We start from the raw sequence: 16072 nt of genomic DNA, 5'->3' as shown, positions 1-16072 counted from the left end.
GAGGGCAACGCCGGATCGCAAGCTGGAAGCTTACGCCACTTGCTTACGCCACCGGTGTTCCCCAGCCGCCACCGCCGGGCGTTTCGATGCGGAGCCGATCGCCCGCACCGACTTCGATGGTCGTCGCGGCGGGTAAATCAATCGGCGGTCTTCCCGTTCGGATCAACCGGTTGCGTCCCGACAAACCGCCCCCTCCTCCCGAAACGCCGTACGGCGCGGTCGTCCGGCGGCTGGTGATCAGCGAAACCGTCAAGGGACGCAAAAATTCAAACTCACGCACCAATCCATCACCGCCGCGATGTTTTCCGACGCCACCGCTGCCACGACGGATCGAAAACTCCACCAACCGAATCGGCAGGCGTGATTCCAGCACCTCCGGATCGGTGATGCGTGTGTTGGTCATGTGTGTGTGCACGCCGTCGGCGCCCGGACCGAAGACCGTTGCCCCGCTGCCGCCTCCGATCGTCTCGTAATATCCGAATGATGCGTCCCCGATCAGCACGTTGTTCATCGTGCCCTGGCTGGCGGCGACGGAGCGAAAGACGGGACCGGAGTCCATGGTCGAACCGATCGCGCCGAGCAGCACATCGACGACCCGTTGGCTGGTTTCGACGTTTCCCGCGACCACCGCGGCGCACCGGGCCGGATCGTCATCGCGTGGCGGCGACAACAACCCGGTCGGCAGTCTCAAGTCGATCGGACGTAGCACTCCGTCACACAGTGGAAGATTCGAATCGCAGAAACAACGCATCACGTACAGCACCGCCGAACAGACGATCGATGGTGTCGCGTTGTATCCGTTGGGGTGCACGCCGCTGGTGCCATCAAAATCGACGACCAAGCGGTCGCCGTCACGCTGCAACCGGACCGCGATCGCGGTGCCATCGTCGAGCGTGTCGTTGAATCGCATTTCCGATTTCGGCAAACTGCGAATCCAACGAACCACGGAATCCGACGCAACGTCCAGCAAACGGTCCATCATGGTTTCGATGTGCCGCAGCGAAAGCTCCTTGCTCATCTGTTGCAGGGCTCGGGCGCCTTCCTGTCCCGCAGCGATTTGAGCATGCAGATCGGCCAGGTTTTCCGCGACGTTGCGCGAGGGATAGGGGCCGCCGGAAAGCAATTTGCCCAGTTCGTCTTCGTGTGACACCCCGTTGCGAACGAGCGCGAACCCGCGTATCAAAACGCCTTCTTCGGCAAGCGAGTTGGCCATCGGTGGCATCGACCCGGGAGTCTTGCCGCCGATCTCCGCATGGTGGGCTCGGCTGGCGACGAAAAATGACGGCTTGGCGTCAGACGCGGCTTGGTCACTGTCGCTGCCACTGTCGCTGCCACTGTCGCTGCAAAAGACCGGTGTCACGACGGTGACGTCGGGCAAGTGCGACCCTCCCGCATACGGGTCGTTGGAAACGTAGCAATCGCCGGCGGACATTTGGGGGAACAATCCGGCCAAGGCGCGGACGGTGTGCCCCATCGCACCTAAGTGCACGGGGACATGGGGCGCGTTGGCGATCAACGTGCCGTCGCCCCGGAACACCGCGCAGCTGAAATCGAGTCGCTCCTTGACGTTCACGCTGACCGCGGTGCGACGCAGCACTTCTCCCATCGCATCGGCAATACTCTGCAACCGTCGAGCGACGATCTCCATCTGCACCGCTTCGCCGGCACTTCGACCCGCTTCGCTTTGGGGATCCTCCTCGGACACTGACGCCTCGCACAGCGCGAGTGTGATCGATCCATCGTCACAGACGACACCCTCCCAGTTCGGCTCAACGATCAGCGTTGACTGGTCGCTGACCACGATGCTGCCCGGAGCGATCGTCTGACCACGGCAAAGCTGGTCGCGATCGAGCAGTTTGAATTGGCACCAGCGACCCCGATGAAACACGGCCGTCGTTTCCGGATCGTCGCGGCGGGGCGATCCACCCGCATCTTGTTCGTCGGCATCCTGTCTGTCGGGTTTGCTCGGATCGCCGGCCAACCATTGCTCGGCATGCGGTGACAGGCCGCCGGTCGCTTCGCACCGCAGACTGACCAGTTCGATGGGATGGCCGTCGCGGCGGTACCCGAATCGATGTTGGTGTTCGTGGTGAAACCGATCGGACAAGGGCTGAAGGATCCGCTCGGGTGAATCCTCAATCGTCAGCGGAATCGAGGCATCTGTGCCCACGTAGCGACAGTCGCATTCCAGACGCGTCTGCACGGATTTGGGTTGGTCGTGTCGCAGCGACTCGACCGTTTGGGCGATCAGGTCATCGGCCGCGGCCTGGAAGTCGGCGGCGCTGACCTGATCGAGTCTGCGATAGATCCCGACCGTTTCAATGCGTCCGCTGGTGGCGACGCCCATGCCCACGGCGCTCAACACACTCGCGCGGGGATGATCGACGATCCGACGGATGCCCAACGCATCGGCGACGCGGCAAATCAGTTGCGCGGCGGCACCGCCGAATCCGACCAACGCGTGGTCACGGACATCGACACCGCGCGCCGTTGTGATCGCGCGCACCGCTTCGGCCATGTGGGTGACCGCGATGTCCAGGAACCCTTCGGCGAGCGATTCGATCGCCTCCGGAGGTGCGGGCATGCGTGAAGCGACGTGCTCGATCCGCTCACGCGCGGCGGCCGGCAACAGGGGAAATGGGAATCGATCCACGCGCAATCGCCCCAGCAGAACGTTCGCATCGGTCACCGTCAGCGGTCCGCCGCTGCCGTAACAAGCCGGTCCCGGAGCCGCGCCGGCGCTGGACGGACCGACCACCAAGCGTCCGCCTTGGAAGTCACAGATCGATCCTCCACCGGCGGCCACCGTGTGAATGTCCATCATCGGGGTCATCACCCGCAGGTCCGCGATGCGGGTTTCATAGCGACGCCCGACCTGGCCATCGAAGCGGCTGACGTCGGTGCTGGTTCCGCCCATGTCCAATCCGATCGCCAACGGGCACCGATGGGTCTGGGCGACGTGGCGGAGTCCGACGACGCCGCCGGCCGGTCCGGAAAGGACACTGTCCCGCCCGCGAAACTCGTCGTGGCCGACCAGATTTCCGCCGCTGGTCATCAATTGCAACTGACATGTCGACCCGCCGAATTGCCTGCGGACGCGCGCGACATAGGCCGACAGGATCGGATTGAGATAGGCATCGAGCGTGGTGGTTTCGGCGCGCGCGACCAACTTGATCAGCGGAGCCACTTCGCTGGACCGGCTGACTTCTGCAAACCCGACACGCCGCGCGATTTGTTCCACCGCGATCTCGTGCGCAGGATTCCGATGAGCGTGCATCAAACAGATCGACAGGGTTTCGATCCCCGCGTCGAACAAGGCCTGCAATCCGGCTGCGATTGCGTCTTCATCGATCGCGATCCGCTCTTCGCCGTCGGCGTCCATCCGGGCCCGGATCTCGAGCGTGCTTTCGGCCAGCGGGGGAGCTTTGACGAAGGCCAGATCGAACAGCTCGGGGCGATCTTGTTCGCCGATTCGCAGGACGTCCCCGAACCCTTCGGTGACGACCAGTCCGGCCGCCGCGCCGCTGCGTGTCAGCAGCGCGTTGGTGCCTCGGGTCGTCCCGATGCGGGCCGTCATCGGGGGCATCGGATCATCGATGGGGACACCGGTCAGTAAATGAGTCGCCAGCACCGGGGCTTCACGCCGGCAATCGATCTCGACGATCGCACCGGGTGAAAGCCGGCTGGCGATTTCCCCATCGACGTTTGCCAACGCTACCCTTGAGGTGGCCGAGTCGTAGCCGCGGATGTCGCCGACGCGATGATGGATCCCCTCGGCGAGCCATTCGAGTTTCGCCGAGCGGAAGAAGTCGTCGGGCAACCGGCCGGCGGCCAGCCCACCGAGTAATTCGTCGGGGATCTGGATCCGCACCGTCATCTCGTCCGGCACGTCCGTGACGCGGCAGCGGATCAGCCCGGTCGACAACACTTTGATGCAACCCGAGTGGGACGCTCCGGAGTGGTCGGTCCAAACCGCCAGACAATCCGTAAACGTCCCTCCGACATCGGCGCAAACAGAAAGGGTGTGCAGCGACATAAACAACAGCGTGCATTGTGAGTTGGAAAAGCGGGATAGGCTTCCAGCCTGTCGATCCCGTGAGAGAGGCTTCCAGGCTCATCGGTTGCGACCCTTGACAGGCCGGAAGCCCGATCAGCGATTGAACAGGGCCAGGCAGTCCGTGATGTGTTGTTCGTCCATCAGCGCGACGACGATGTCCCCGGGTTGCAATTGATCGCCGGCGGTGGGCATGCGGATAAAACTGTCGCGTTGGATGGCGGTGATCAGGCAGCGGCCGGCCAGGGGCAGATCGGCGAGTGTGGCTTCGGTGACGCGTGCCCCTTCGACAACCTCCAACTCGTACACCGCAATTTTTCCGTTGGGCAATCGGCTCTGGCTGATCACAGCTCCCTGGTTGAGAAACCCGAGGATCTGACGGGCACCGACATCACGTTCACTGACGACGTGATCGATCCCCAGTTTTCCAACCACGTTGGCGTAATCGGGGCGTCCGACCACCGCCATCACACGCCGTGACCCCAATTCACGGGCCTCGACACAAGCCATGATGTTACTTTCGTCGCTGCCGGTGCAGGCGACGAAGTAGTCGGCCGAGCCCCCGCCCTCGTCTTCGAGCACACTGCGTCGATTGGCATTGGCGTGCACGACGGTGCACTTGGGCAGCAGTTTGGCCAGCTGTTCACAGCGGTCCTCGTCGTATTCCAGCAAGGTGATTCGATAATCGCTGGTCGGCAGCGCGCGCGCGATGTGAAATCCGATTTCACCTCCGCCGGCGATCAGCACGCTACGGCGTTTGCTGCGTTTGGTCGACGAGGCGAACAGCGTTCGGCTTCGATTCACGTCCGAAGGCATTCCGATCAAACTGACCCGGTCGCCGACGTGCAGTTCGTCTTCGCCGCTGGCCAACCACAAATCGCCTTCACGCTCGATCGAACCGATCCGCACCGATCCCGGCATCTTTAGATCACGCAACCGCTGATCGGTCGCCTGCGATTTCGCTTCCACTTCCGTCTCGTAGACTTCCAGATGCCCGCGGGCGAAGTGTTCCAAGGGGATCGCGTCGGGATTTCGGATCGCACGTGCCAATTCAAACGCGCTGAGCTGTTCCAAGCTTAACAGCGCGTCGATGCCGAAATGACTCTGGTAGTCAAACGTGCTGGAATCGCGGAACGCGGGCGCGTAGACCCGGGCCAGACTGCGTCGGGCGCCGAGGGCTTTGGCCATGCTGGCGGCCACCACGTTGGCTTCGTCGTCTCCGGTCACCGCCAAACAGATGTCCGCGCTGCAGACATCGGCCTGGAACAACACGGTGCTTTGAGCCGCACTGCCTTGGATCGCCCGGACATCCAGTTCGCTGTTGATCTGACGAACCCGTTCAGGATCGATGTCGATCACGGTCACATCATGCCGACGCCGACACAACATGTCCGCGATCCAATGTCCGACGGTTCCCGCACCCAACGTCAATACGCGCACTAAACCATCCAGTTGATCAGTAAGAGGATGACAAAAATGATCGCCATGAAACCGGTGATCCAACGAGCCGTATAGAACGCGTGCTTGAGGATCGTCTGGGTGTCCTCATGACGTGTCGCGCCGAAGACCAAGGAGATCGAGATGATCAACGGGACATAATACATCAAGTAGGTCGGAGAGATCGAAATCATGCCTTGGCCTCAGGGGTGGGTTCGCTGGTTGCCGCGGGGGCTCCGCTGTCGGATTCGCCCGCAGCCTGTTGTTCCGAATCCGAGTCGTCGTCTTTCTTTTTGCGTCCGCTGATCGGCACCGCCAAGGGTCCGGCATAGGCGTCGTAGATCACCAAAATGTTTAACAGACCGGCGATCATCGTGTACCAGGTGCCCATTTCATATCCCGCACCGTACGTCGCATACCACGCAGAAACCTCATCGGTGCGATCTTCGATGACCGGTCGATGGGGCGGCGCCATGAACCCGCCCCACATCGGTTCGTAAGACCTTGATGTGACGCCCTTGTCGGTCATCTTGCGCATGCGGTTGCCTTGGATCAGTGCCGGCAACGCCGCCGCACCCACGCCGGCTTGCAAAATGTAGTGCCAACGCCGGTCACCGGGTTGCCAGGACGCATAGACCACATGGCCGCCGCCGAGCGCAAATCCCAGCATCCAGGTGGTCAAGATGCAGACCAAATACAGACTGCCCTTGGTGTGTCGGCCTTGGTAGAAATGCCCCGCACCGGGGACCAGCCAAGCTAGGAATGCGGCAAGAGACCTGTTCTTCAGATCAATGCGTTCGGCATCGACTTGGATAACGTTTGCGCTGGAGGCCATGTTTGATCGCGTTGACGTGGGATGGATCGTCAAACGAATGCGTCTGACGGCCGTGTTGGGGGGGAGCGGCTCGGGAGAATTCGCCGCGTGGCGGTCACTGTCTGCCGCCCGGCGAACCGGTCTTGATATGCTCGGTGCTGCATTTTGCGGGAAAGTCTTTCCCAGCGATAGCCGAGTCGATTGCGATGCGGGGACGCCCCCTTGGAGCATAGGTATCTAGACATCTTAAGTCACCCTCCCTGGCAGGGAGGGTGACTTCGACTCTTGCGACTTGTGTCGAGACCAATGCCCTTGGAGTGAGTCTGCCGCCCGATTCGATGTTGACGCCCGGGACGCCCGATTGGTACCCAAGGCAGACAGGCGGTGTTGACGCACCAAGGTCACAACGTCGACGGACAAAATCCCTGCATTCTTTGGATTGTAAAATCGCGATATGGAAGCCTCCAACCCGACCGCACGGAAAACAAACGTTTGCCCGCCCCCTTCCACCCTCCAAACTCGCCAAATTCGATGGCAGAGCGACTGGGCCTGCGTGCGGAGCTTATTCGCAAACCCGTTGCGGATCTTGGCCGTGTTAGCCTTCGCGTCGTTGGCGGCCGGTTGCGGAAGCCAGTCAACCGACGTCGCCGACTCGCAGCGCTCCGTTCCCGAAACCCAGATCGCTGCAGATTCGGGCCAAACGCAGCCGGCCGAGGTCGTCAGCCAGTTGCTCGACCGCGTCCGTCGGGGCGGACAAGAGGCCAGTTCGAACGAACTGCTGACCAAACTCGCCCAACAAGAACTGACGCGAATCGGCCGCCCGTTTCAATTCCCCGGCTCACCCGACACCCGATTCGAAGTCCGCCAAGCCTTTCCGGTCCCCGACCAAGAGCGGGCCGTTTGGGTGCAAACGCTCCTGACCGAGCCGAGTGATTCCGGGGAAGACTTCCAATACGAAGTCGTCTGGACGCTCCGCAAAGAAACCGAGGGCTGGCGGGTCAGCGGATTCGTCATCGACCAGGGCGACGGCAGGGAACCGTTGGAATTCGATTTCGAAAACGGAGACGAAATGGCGGCTCGGTTGGCCGCGTTGGAACAGGCGGAGGGGCCTGTCAATCGCTAAGCGGACCACCGAAAGCGCAAAATCGGAACTTGAACCGCCCACTTTGGGAAAAATAGGCAATCTTTTCTTGCCACTATTTGCACCCTTTCGCTCAAGACATGGCGTGACAAATTGACCTACACGCCACTCGAAAGGGTGGTGTCTATTGGTGTTCTAGGTCGCGGATAAGCTCGTGATACGCCGGTTTTCTTGGCTTTTTCGCGAATCCGAAGCCGGCGGGCCTAAAACCCGGGCGACCTCGTCGGGCAACCTCCACGACAGATTTTCTGTCCTGTTTCGGGGGTTGGTGCGATTGACACGGGTCTCGCCAAAGTTACTTTATCCACGAAATCACGTGGTCCGCAAACATTCCGCAAAGCACCTATCTTGCGTGTTCGGAAGTTTCGGTGATGGTCACCGACGCTGGAACCAACGGGGGAGCCTGGATATGGCTTCTGATTTGAAAAAGTGTGCGTAGAGGATCGCACCAAAAAATCCGAAACACTTGGGAGAAAACAATGAATCGGAATGTGGTCAGCGGGATTGCCGCGTTTGCACTTTTGGTGGGTGCGGCTCTCGCCATGAATGAATCGTCGGCTTACGCTGGCAACTGTGGTGGTGGACTGTTCTCGAAGCTGCACGCGAAGAATGCGTGTGGTGGAGGACTGTTGGCCAAGCTCAAGTCCCGTAGTGCAGATTGCTGCGCTCCGGAACCTGTCTGCTGCGAGCCGGCACCTGTCTGCTGCGAGCCGGCACCGGTTTGCTGCGAACCAGCACCCGCTTGTGGTGGCGCCAGCCGTCCGAAGCTGTTCGCACGTCTGTGTGCAAAGCTGAAGGCCCGTAAGAGCTGCTGTGCTCCCGAGCCCACCTGCTGCGAACCGGCACCTTGCTGTGCTCCGGAACCGGCACCTTGCTGTGCTCCGGAACCGGCACCTTGCTGTGCACCCGCACCGACTCCTTGCTGTGCACCCGCACCGACTCCATGCTGTGGAGCACCGGCACCCTGCAACGCCTGTGGCGGAGCTGTTATGACTGCAGCACCGTGTGCCGCATGCGATGGCGGCGTCATCATGGAAGCACCGGCTGTCGAAGCTGCACCTGCTGCGGCTGAAGCAAGCGCCAGCGATGCACCGCCTGCTCCGACTCCGGACGCAGACACCAACATCTAAGCTCGAACCTTTACGAGCCTAAACATCAGGCCCGATGCTGCTTTGCCGCGGCATCGGGCTTTTTTTATGCCTTCACCCGACCAGTTTCTTGATCACCGATCCGTGCACGTCGGTCAGTCGGAACGGGCGACCGGCAAAGGTGAACGTCAATCGCTCGTGGTCGATGCCCAGTTGGTGCAGGATGGTCGCCTGGATGTCATGGACGTGAACGGCATCTTCGACCGGATGGAATCCCAGGTCGTCGGTTTTGCCAATCGTTTGTCCGGCTCGCACACCACCGCCGGCCATCCACATCGTGAAGGCTTGGGGGTGATGGTCGCGACCGAGTGATCGTCCCAGCGCGGCGCTGGCTTCCACCATCGGTGTGCGTCCGAACTCGCCGCCCCAGACCACCAGCGTCTCATCGAGCATCCCACGCTGCTTCAGGTCCTTGACCAACGCGGCGCACCCCTGGTCGGTTGCCTTGCATTGATTTTTCAACCCGCCTTCGACATTGCTGTGATGGTCCCAACCGGAGTGGTACAGCTGGATGAATCGGACACCGCGTTCGGCCAATCGGCGGGCGAGCAGGCAATTTTTGGCGAAGGAACCGGTGTCCTCTCGCTTGGTGCCATACATCGCAAGCGTGTCGTCCGACTCGCCGGAAAAGTCCATCAACTCCGGCGCTCGTGTCTGCATCCGGTACGCCATTTCATAGGACTCGATCCGCGAACGAATCCCATCGACGGCCAGGGACTCCATGCGGCGACGGTTCAAATCGCTGACCAGATCCAACGTCGCACGCTGGGTCTGGCGACTGACCCCCGCGGGGTTGGCCACGTGCAGAATCGGATCGCCGCTGGTTCGAAACGGCACGCCCTGGTGTTCGCCGGGCAGAAATCCGTTGCTCCACATCGCCGCCCCGCCGGACAGGTTTCCGCCGCTTTTCAAGACCACAAAACCGGGCAGGTCGTCGGCGTCGCTGCCCAACCCGTAGGTCAGCCAGGACCCCATCGCGGGCCGCCCGGGGATGGGGCTGCCGGTGTTGACGAAAATCTGTGCCGGTGCGTGATTGAATTGGTCGGTGTGCACGCTGCGGATGAACGCGACGTCGTCGGCGATCTCGCCCAGGTGCGGCAACGGTTCGGCGATCTGGGCTCCCGATTGGCCGTAGCGGTTAAATTTGAAGCGGGGCGACAACACGGCTGCCCCGGGCTGGATAAACGCGTAGCGTTGTCCGGCGATCACCGACGGTGGGATCGGTTTCCCTTCCAGTTCGACCAATTTGGGTTTGTGATCGAACAAGTCCAACTGGCTGGGCGCACCGGCCATGAACAAGTAAATCACCCGTTTGATCTTCGCCGGGTGGTGCAGCCCGCCCGACGCAAACGGGGCTGTGGGGGAATCCGCAGCGGACACGTCGCGTGACAGCAGCGATGCCAGGGAGATTTTTCCCAGCCCGATTCCGCAGGCGCCGAACAGTTGCCGGCGTGTGAGTTCTTTTAGGTTCATGGTGTCGTGATGGCTTCGTCGGTGTTCATCAGCGCGCGGGCGACCAGCATCCAGGGTCGCTCGTGTTCGGATTGGCTTCGGAAAAACGTCAGGATCGCGTCCAGTTCGCCGTCGCCGGGCTGACGGACCAGGACAAGGCGGAATAGGCGTCGGGCGATGTCACGCGGCTCCGCTTCGCTGCCGGACCGTCCCGCATCGCGAACCGCAGCGTCGGCAAACCCCTCGGCGATTTCCAAGTACATCTGATCATTGAGCAGAGTCAACGCTTGCAGCGGCGTTGTGCTGCGATCGCGTCGGGCGATGCACAATTCTCCCGAGGGGGCGTCGAACGTCGTGTACGCGGCAAAGGGAGCGGTGCGTTTGCTGTAGGTGTACAGCGAACGTCGATAGCGGTCGGCCCCTGTCGATGTCGGCCAGGCCGTGTTGCCGTAGGCCATTTGAACGACCGACTCGGGCTGTGGCGGATAAACACTCGGACCGCCGATCTGCCTGGACAGCAGCCTCGAACCGGAAAGAAACGCGTCTCGAATCCGTTCGGCGTCATACCGGCGATAGGGAAACACCGACAGCAGCCGGTTGTCGGGGTCCGCCGATGGGGGCGTGCCGATCGATTGGCGGTAGGTCGCCGAGAGCACGATTTCCCGGTGCAGACGCTTGATTGACCAGCGGATCCCGTCGGCCGACGTGTCGCGCAGTCGGACGTCCAGGTAGTCGAGCAACTGGGGGTGCGAGGGCGGCTCACTTTGCGTGCCGAAATCACCGGCGGTCCGCACGATGCCCGTGCCGAAAAATTCACGCCAAGCACGGTTTGCCGTCACGCGTCCGACCAGCGGGTTTGCATCGCTGACCAACCATTGCGCCAATTCCAGCCGATCACTCGGCCCGTCTTCGGGACCGGTCGCAAAGAACTCCGGCACTGCTGCGTCAACCGATTCCTTGGGCTGCAAATACTCGCCGCGATGACGTCGCCGGGTCACGCGTCGATTGGTCTCTGGCCGCTCCTGCATCACCAACGTGCGAACATCATCGGGGAGCTGGTTCCGCAAGCGGTCGATCGGCTTACGATGCTCGGCCATCTCGTCGGCCCCCCGTAAGAATTCCAGGGCCAAGTCCTGTTTCAATTCCGGTGACATCCGGCCCGACGTCTTGGATGCGAGCCATTGACGTTGCAGATCGCTGGAAATCTGCATCGCTTGGGGTTGCTCATCGGTCGTCACGTCGATCCGAAAGCGTCCCAGTCCGGCGACATAATGACGCTCGAAGAGCATCTCCAGCGACCAGGCCTGGTCCAGCCGCGTCGGCGGATCCAGGGGGATGACCAGACGGTGGGTTTGGCCGGCGTCACCGGGGATCGACCAACCGGTTGAGCCGTCAGCGTCAAACAGATTGCCCGGAAAGGTTTTTCCGTTGCCCGGTTTGGCGTTCGGGACGGACGTCGTGCCGACGGCGAGTGCCACGGGGGTTTCTCCGCTCGACATCTCCAGTTCGCTGAGAAAGAAATCACCGCGTCGACCTTCGTAGAAGGCGAGTCCCGGTCCTTTGGCCGGTAGCGTCGGGTGCGACAACGCTTCGATGCGAATCGCCGTGATCGGTTTGTCAGAATCGATGGCCGGCATCGTCAGTGAATACACGTCGCGTTTGGTTGCGTCGCCCGAGGCCAGCACCGATCCGTCGTCCAGGACCGCCAGCGTGGGCATCGTCGATTCCATTCGATCCGGCGCGACCGTCCGCCAATCCGAAAGCTGCTCCCGACGCTCGGCTTGCCAGTCCGCCCACGCGGCCTGAAGCGTCGTGTCGCCGTCATCGGCCAACAGCACGCGATCGACGATGTCTTTCTCCGTCGCCGCGATCTGCTGCTGGATCGATACACGTTGCTCGATCACCGCCGGGGGATCCGCGTTGAGCTCCGGTTCATCGGCATTGTCCATCAGCGCCATCAACGCGTAATAATCCGTGTGCGTCAGTGGATCGTATTTATGCGTGTGACACTGGGCGCATCCGGTCGTCAGTCCCATCCAAACGGTTCCGGTCGTGGCGACGCGATCGACCATGGCATAAAACCGATACTCCAGCGGATCGATGCCACCCTCTTCATTGAGCATGGTGTTGCGATGAAATCCCGTCGCGATACGCTGCGACCGGGTGGCATCGGCAAGCATGTCCCCGGCCAGCTGTTCGATCGAAAACGCGTCATACGGCTTGTCGGCATTGAGTGCATCGATCACCCAATTTCGATAGGGCCAGATCGTGCGTGGCCGATCTTTTTCGTAACCATTGGTGTCGCTGTAACGGGCCAGATCCAACCAAGATCGGGCAAACCGTTCGCCGTACTCCGGCGAGGCAAGTAAGCGATCGACCAGTGCTTCGTAGGCATCGGGGCGGTCGCTGGCGACAAACCGATCGACCTCCTCCGGCGTCGGGGTGGTCCCCAGCAAGTCCAAATAAACGCGACGAATCAGCGAGACGGGATCGGCCTCGGCATTCGGCGACAACCCGTTCTGTTCCATCCGATGAAGCACAAAGCGATCGATCGGACCACGGCACCAGCCGGGATTTTGAACCGCCGGCAGCGACGGTTCGGTCGTCGCCTGAAACGACCAATGCACCTCGTACTCGCCGCCCGAATGGATCCACCGGCGGAGCGTCGCGATCTCGGTCTCGTCCAGCGGCGGGTGCCCGTCCGCCGGCGGCATCCGCAGGTCCTCGTCGTCACTGGTCACGCGTAGAATCAGTTCGCTCTCCTCGACCGCACCGGGTTTGATTGCCTGGTAACCACCCAGATCTTGCCGCGCACCGGCTTGGGTGTCCAAGCGTAGATCCGCCTCGCGCGTGCCTTCATCCGGTCCGTGACAAGTGAAACAGTGCTTGGCGAGAATCGGCCGCACGTCACGATTGAAGTCAACGCGATGGATGTCGGCCTGACCAGAGCCGGATGGTTCAAGCGGTTGGGCGTCGGCCGCGATCGACGCGCCCGCGGCACAGGCCAGGGCGCCCGCGGCACAGACCAGAACGCACAGGGTCAGCCGACGCAGCGGGGACAACAAGCCAGCGGAAGACGAACACGTCATCGAAACAGTCATGACCGGCGGGGGGAGGTGGAAGGAAAATCGACCCCTTCAGTATAGCCGATCAGCTAGGATCGCCGATCAGCTCTCAGCCGTCGGCCGGCTTGTTGTCATCCTGGAACTCGGGCAGCAGGATTTCTTGGTCGCCGATGCCCCCCGAGTCGCCGCGGTCGACTGCAGCGGTGCTGCCTGGTGAATGACCGCTGTCCCCTGACTCCGACCGCCGCCCGGAGTCGACGGTGTGTGTTGAGTCCACCGGCACGGCGGGGGCGACGACACGTTCCGGATCGATGACGATTCCCGTTGCCTCGCGGGCGGCGACCGCCCCGCTGAAAATTTCATAACCGACCAGGGCGATCATGCCGGCCAGCAACGGCAACCAGTAGTAAAGCACACGGAAAATCAGCACCGACGCCAAGACGGTGTCGCCGACGGTCCCCTTGAGCAGCGTCAACAAAATGACTTCCAGCACGCCCAATCCCCCCGGCACCTGCGTCATCATCGCGACGCCGATCGCCACCAGGTAGGCGGCCAGCACTTGAGCAAACGGGACCACCGAATCACCGGGCAAGACCAGGTACAACGCGGTCGCGGAGATCAGCAAATCGACCGCCGCCACCGACGCTTGGACGAACATCAATCCCGGTCGCGGCGGACGAAGATGCAGTTCGCCGATCGGCCAGGGTTTTCGCCACAGAAAGCAGACCAGCGAATAAAGGATCGCCAGCGAGATTAGCACGACGCCCAGCGTTTGCGTCGCGAACGGCAGCGTCACATCCGGGGGGAGTTGGATGGGCACCCAGATCAGTACCAGCCCACCGAGAAACCACCACCCGCTCCAGAACGTCAGCCCGACCACCGAGATCAACGCGACGATCTGGCCCGCTGGCAGTCCCCACTGGGAGTAAAACCGAAACCGAATCGGCGCGGCCGCCAACAGCGTGCCCAGGTTATTGCCGAGCGAGAAACCGGCGATCGAGACCAGGGCGATTCGTCGCAGCGGCAGCGAGCGTGCGACATAGCGCAGCGCCAAAATGTCATAGGCGATCAGCAACCCGTAGTTGAGCGCGATCAAGAACGCCGCGATCACGATCTGGCTGGCGGGCACACCGGTCAATCCGCGAACGAATTCATCCCACGTGATCTGATGGGCTTCGCGGATCAGCAACCGCACCGCCAATGCGAACAACGCAATCGCGAGCACCGGACCGGCATATTTTCGGATGCGTTTTTTGGGCAAGGGTTGGGAACGCCTGGAGGGGGGACATCGCGTCGGGCCATCGCCCCGTTGCGTTGGCGGCGGGCTTGGGGGAAATCAACCACGCCAGAATTGTCCCCGTCGGCCGCTCCAGGACAACCCCGTGATTTACCAAGAATCCTCGGCCGCCTATGGTAGTGCACTGCAAGTTTTGGTCAGCTTCTTTTCGGCAAATCTCCGCAAGCAACCCTTTTACGCAAGCAACCCTTTTACAACGCAAGCTCATGAAGACGGTCCGACACGAATTAGTTGTCCTCGGCGGTGGCCCGGCCGGTTACGTCGCCGCCATTCGCGCCGCACAGCTGGGATTTGACACCGCGTGCATCGATGAAAATGCTCAATTCGGCGGGACGTGCGTGCGCGTCGGTTGCATTCCTAGCAAGGCGCTGCTGGAATCGAGCCATTTGTACGAAGAGGCCAAGCACCGTTTCAAAGAGCATGGACTGAAAATCGGCTCGCTCGACCTCGACCTCGCCGCGATGATGGATCGCAAAACGAAGATCGTCGATACGCTGACCGGCGGGATCGACATGCTGTTCAAAAAGCAGAAGGTGACGCCCTACCACGGACGCGGCAAACTGCGCGATCTCAATTCGATCGTGGTCCAGGGCGAGGAACCGGTCGTGATCGAAGCCGACCGGATCCTGCTCTGCCCCGGTAGCGTCCCGGCCACCTTGCGGGGCGTCGAAGAAGACGGCGACCGCATCGGCAACAGCACCACCGCGCTCAGCTTTCCCGAAGTTCCCGAACATCTGGTCGTCATCGGCGGCGGTTACATCGGCATGGAACTCGGTAGTGTCTGGAATCGACTCGGCAGCCAAGTCACCGTGCTGGAAGCCTTTGATCGGATTTTCCCCGGCATCGATTCCGAATTGGCGAGCATCGCGCTCCGCACCTTCAAGAAACAGGGTTTCAAGTTCCAGCTGAAAACCTTCGTCCAGTCGGCACGTGTCAAGGGCGACAAGTGCGTCGTCGAGGTCAAAGACGGCGACCCGATCACGTGCGACCGTGTCTTGCTGGCCACCGGCAGACGTCCCGCAACCGATTCGATCGGGTTGGAATCGATCGGCCTGGAAACCGACCGCCACGGCTTCATCCCCGTCAATGAAAACTTTGAAACCTCCGTCGAAAACGTGTTCGCCACCGGCGACTGCATCGGCGGCGCCATGCTCGCCCACAAAGCGATGGAAGAAGCGGTCGTGTGCGTCGAGCGAATGGCCGGCATGAAAACCCATCTGAACTATGACGTCATCCCCGCGATCGTGTACACGCATCCGGAGATCGCCAGCGTCGGAAAGATGGAAGACGAACTCAAGGAAGCCGGCGTCGCCTACAACAAGGGCGTCTGCCCCTTCGGCGCCAACGGCCGCGCCCGAACCCTGGGCGAGCCCGACGGCCGCGTCAAAATCCTGGCCGATGCCACGACCGACCGCGTCTTGGGCGTCCACATCATCGGCGCCCGAGCCGGCGACATGATCGCCGAAGCCGCCGCGGCGATGGAGTACGGTGCCAGCAGCGAAGACATCGCCCGAACCTGCCACGCCCACCCGACCTTGGCCGAAGCGATGCACGAAGCCGCATTGGCCGTCGACAAACGCGCCATCCACACGGCCTGATCGATCGCTTTCTGGTGATCTCCGTTTCGCTGCGGAGCAGCGAAACGGGCGGCTTTAGCCCAATAC

General features: G+C 61.8%; 9 protein-coding genes. 2 read left to right on the top strand and 7 right to left on the bottom strand.

Annotation, left to right across the window (positions count from 1 at the left end; translation table 11 throughout):
- Window positions 1-43 precede the first annotated feature (43 nt).
- The 4 genes from NZK35_RS25015 to NZK35_RS25000 form a co-directional block, all read right to left on the bottom strand.
- Window positions 44-4036, bottom strand: coding sequence for a hydantoinase B/oxoprolinase family protein (locus NZK35_RS25015; RefSeq protein WP_259635257.1), 3993 nt, complete (start codon window positions 4034-4036; stop codon window positions 44-46).
- Window positions 4037-4150: 114 nt separating this feature from the next.
- Window positions 4151-5494 (bottom strand): Trk system potassium transporter TrkA, encoded by a 1344-nt coding sequence (trkA, locus tag NZK35_RS25010; protein ID WP_259635256.1) that lies wholly within the window; start codon window positions 5492-5494, stop codon window positions 4151-4153.
- Window positions 5494-5685, bottom strand: a complete 192-nt coding sequence (locus NZK35_RS25005; protein WP_095738983.1) for a hypothetical protein — start codon at window positions 5683-5685, stop codon at window positions 5494-5496. The genes trkA and NZK35_RS25005 overlap by 1 nt, the downstream gene beginning before the upstream one ends.
- A complete protein-coding gene (locus NZK35_RS25000) occupies window positions 5682-6326 on the bottom strand; it encodes a DUF6677 family protein (RefSeq protein ID WP_259635255.1) in 645 nt (214 codons plus the stop codon). Before NZK35_RS25000 ends, NZK35_RS25005 begins: the two co-directional genes overlap by 4 nt.
- Before the next feature lie 571 nt (window positions 6327-6897).
- On the opposite strand from NZK35_RS25000, the gene NZK35_RS24995 reads away from it, so the two are divergent.
- A complete protein-coding gene (locus NZK35_RS24995; RefSeq protein WP_259635254.1) occupies window positions 6898-7428 on the top strand; it encodes a hypothetical protein in 531 nt (176 codons plus the stop codon).
- A gap of 1220 nt (window positions 7429-8648) precedes the next feature.
- Here NZK35_RS24995 and NZK35_RS24990 read toward each other — a convergent pair.
- From NZK35_RS24990 to NZK35_RS24980, 3 genes are all read right to left on the bottom strand, one after another.
- Complete coding sequence (locus NZK35_RS24990; RefSeq protein ID WP_259635253.1) at window positions 8649-10067, bottom strand: DUF1501 domain-containing protein; 1419 nt, start codon at window positions 10065-10067, stop codon at window positions 8649-8651.
- On the bottom strand, window positions 10064-13147 hold the full coding sequence (locus NZK35_RS24985) for a PSD1 and planctomycete cytochrome C domain-containing protein (protein ID WP_259635252.1): 3084 nt from the start codon (window positions 13145-13147) through the stop codon (window positions 10064-10066). Before NZK35_RS24985 ends, NZK35_RS24990 begins: the two co-directional genes overlap by 4 nt.
- 73 nt (window positions 13148-13220) lie before the next feature.
- Complete coding sequence (locus NZK35_RS24980) at window positions 13221-14372, bottom strand: putative bifunctional lysylphosphatidylglycerol flippase/synthetase (RefSeq protein ID WP_259635251.1); 1152 nt, start codon at window positions 14370-14372, stop codon at window positions 13221-13223.
- Between the two features lie 242 nt (window positions 14373-14614).
- Here NZK35_RS24980 and lpdA point away from each other — a divergent pair, with 242 nt between their 5' ends.
- Window positions 14615-16006: a dihydrolipoyl dehydrogenase gene (gene lpdA / locus NZK35_RS24975; RefSeq protein WP_259635250.1), complete on the top strand. Its 1392-nt coding sequence runs from the start codon at window positions 14615-14617 to the stop codon at window positions 16004-16006.
- The last annotated feature ends 66 nt before the right edge of the window (window positions 16007-16072 follow it).

The sequence above is a fragment of the Stieleria sedimenti genome (assembly GCF_025060895.1).
GTDB classification, from domain to species: Bacteria; Planctomycetota; Planctomycetia; order Pirellulales; family Pirellulaceae; genus Stieleria; species Stieleria sedimenti.
Note: the sequence above shows the minus strand (reverse complement) of the source record. Positions and strands in the feature narration are given on the sequence as shown.

Bases quoted from the DNA above. Each gene is read 5' to 3' on its own strand.
- NZK35_RS25015 (WP_259635257.1), bottom strand. From the start codon at position 4,036: ATGTCGCTGCACACCCTTTCTGTTTGCGCCGATGTCGGAGGGACGTTT.
- NZK35_RS25005 (WP_095738983.1), bottom strand. From the start codon at position 5,685: ATGATTTCGATCTCTCCGACCTACTTGATGTATTATGTCCCGTTGATC.
- NZK35_RS25000 (WP_259635255.1), bottom strand. From the start codon at position 6,326: ATGGCCTCCAGCGCAAACGTTATCCAAGTCGATGCCGAACGCATTGAT.
- NZK35_RS24990 (WP_259635253.1), bottom strand. From the start codon at position 10,067: ATGAACCTAAAAGAACTCACACGCCGGCAACTGTTCGGCGCCTGCGGA.
- NZK35_RS24985 (WP_259635252.1), bottom strand. From the start codon at position 13,147: ATGACTGTTTCGATGACGTGTTCGTCTTCCGCTGGCTTGTTGTCCCCG.
- lpdA (WP_259635250.1), top strand. From the start codon at position 14,615: ATGAAGACGGTCCGACACGAATTAGTTGTCCTCGGCGGTGGCCCGGCC.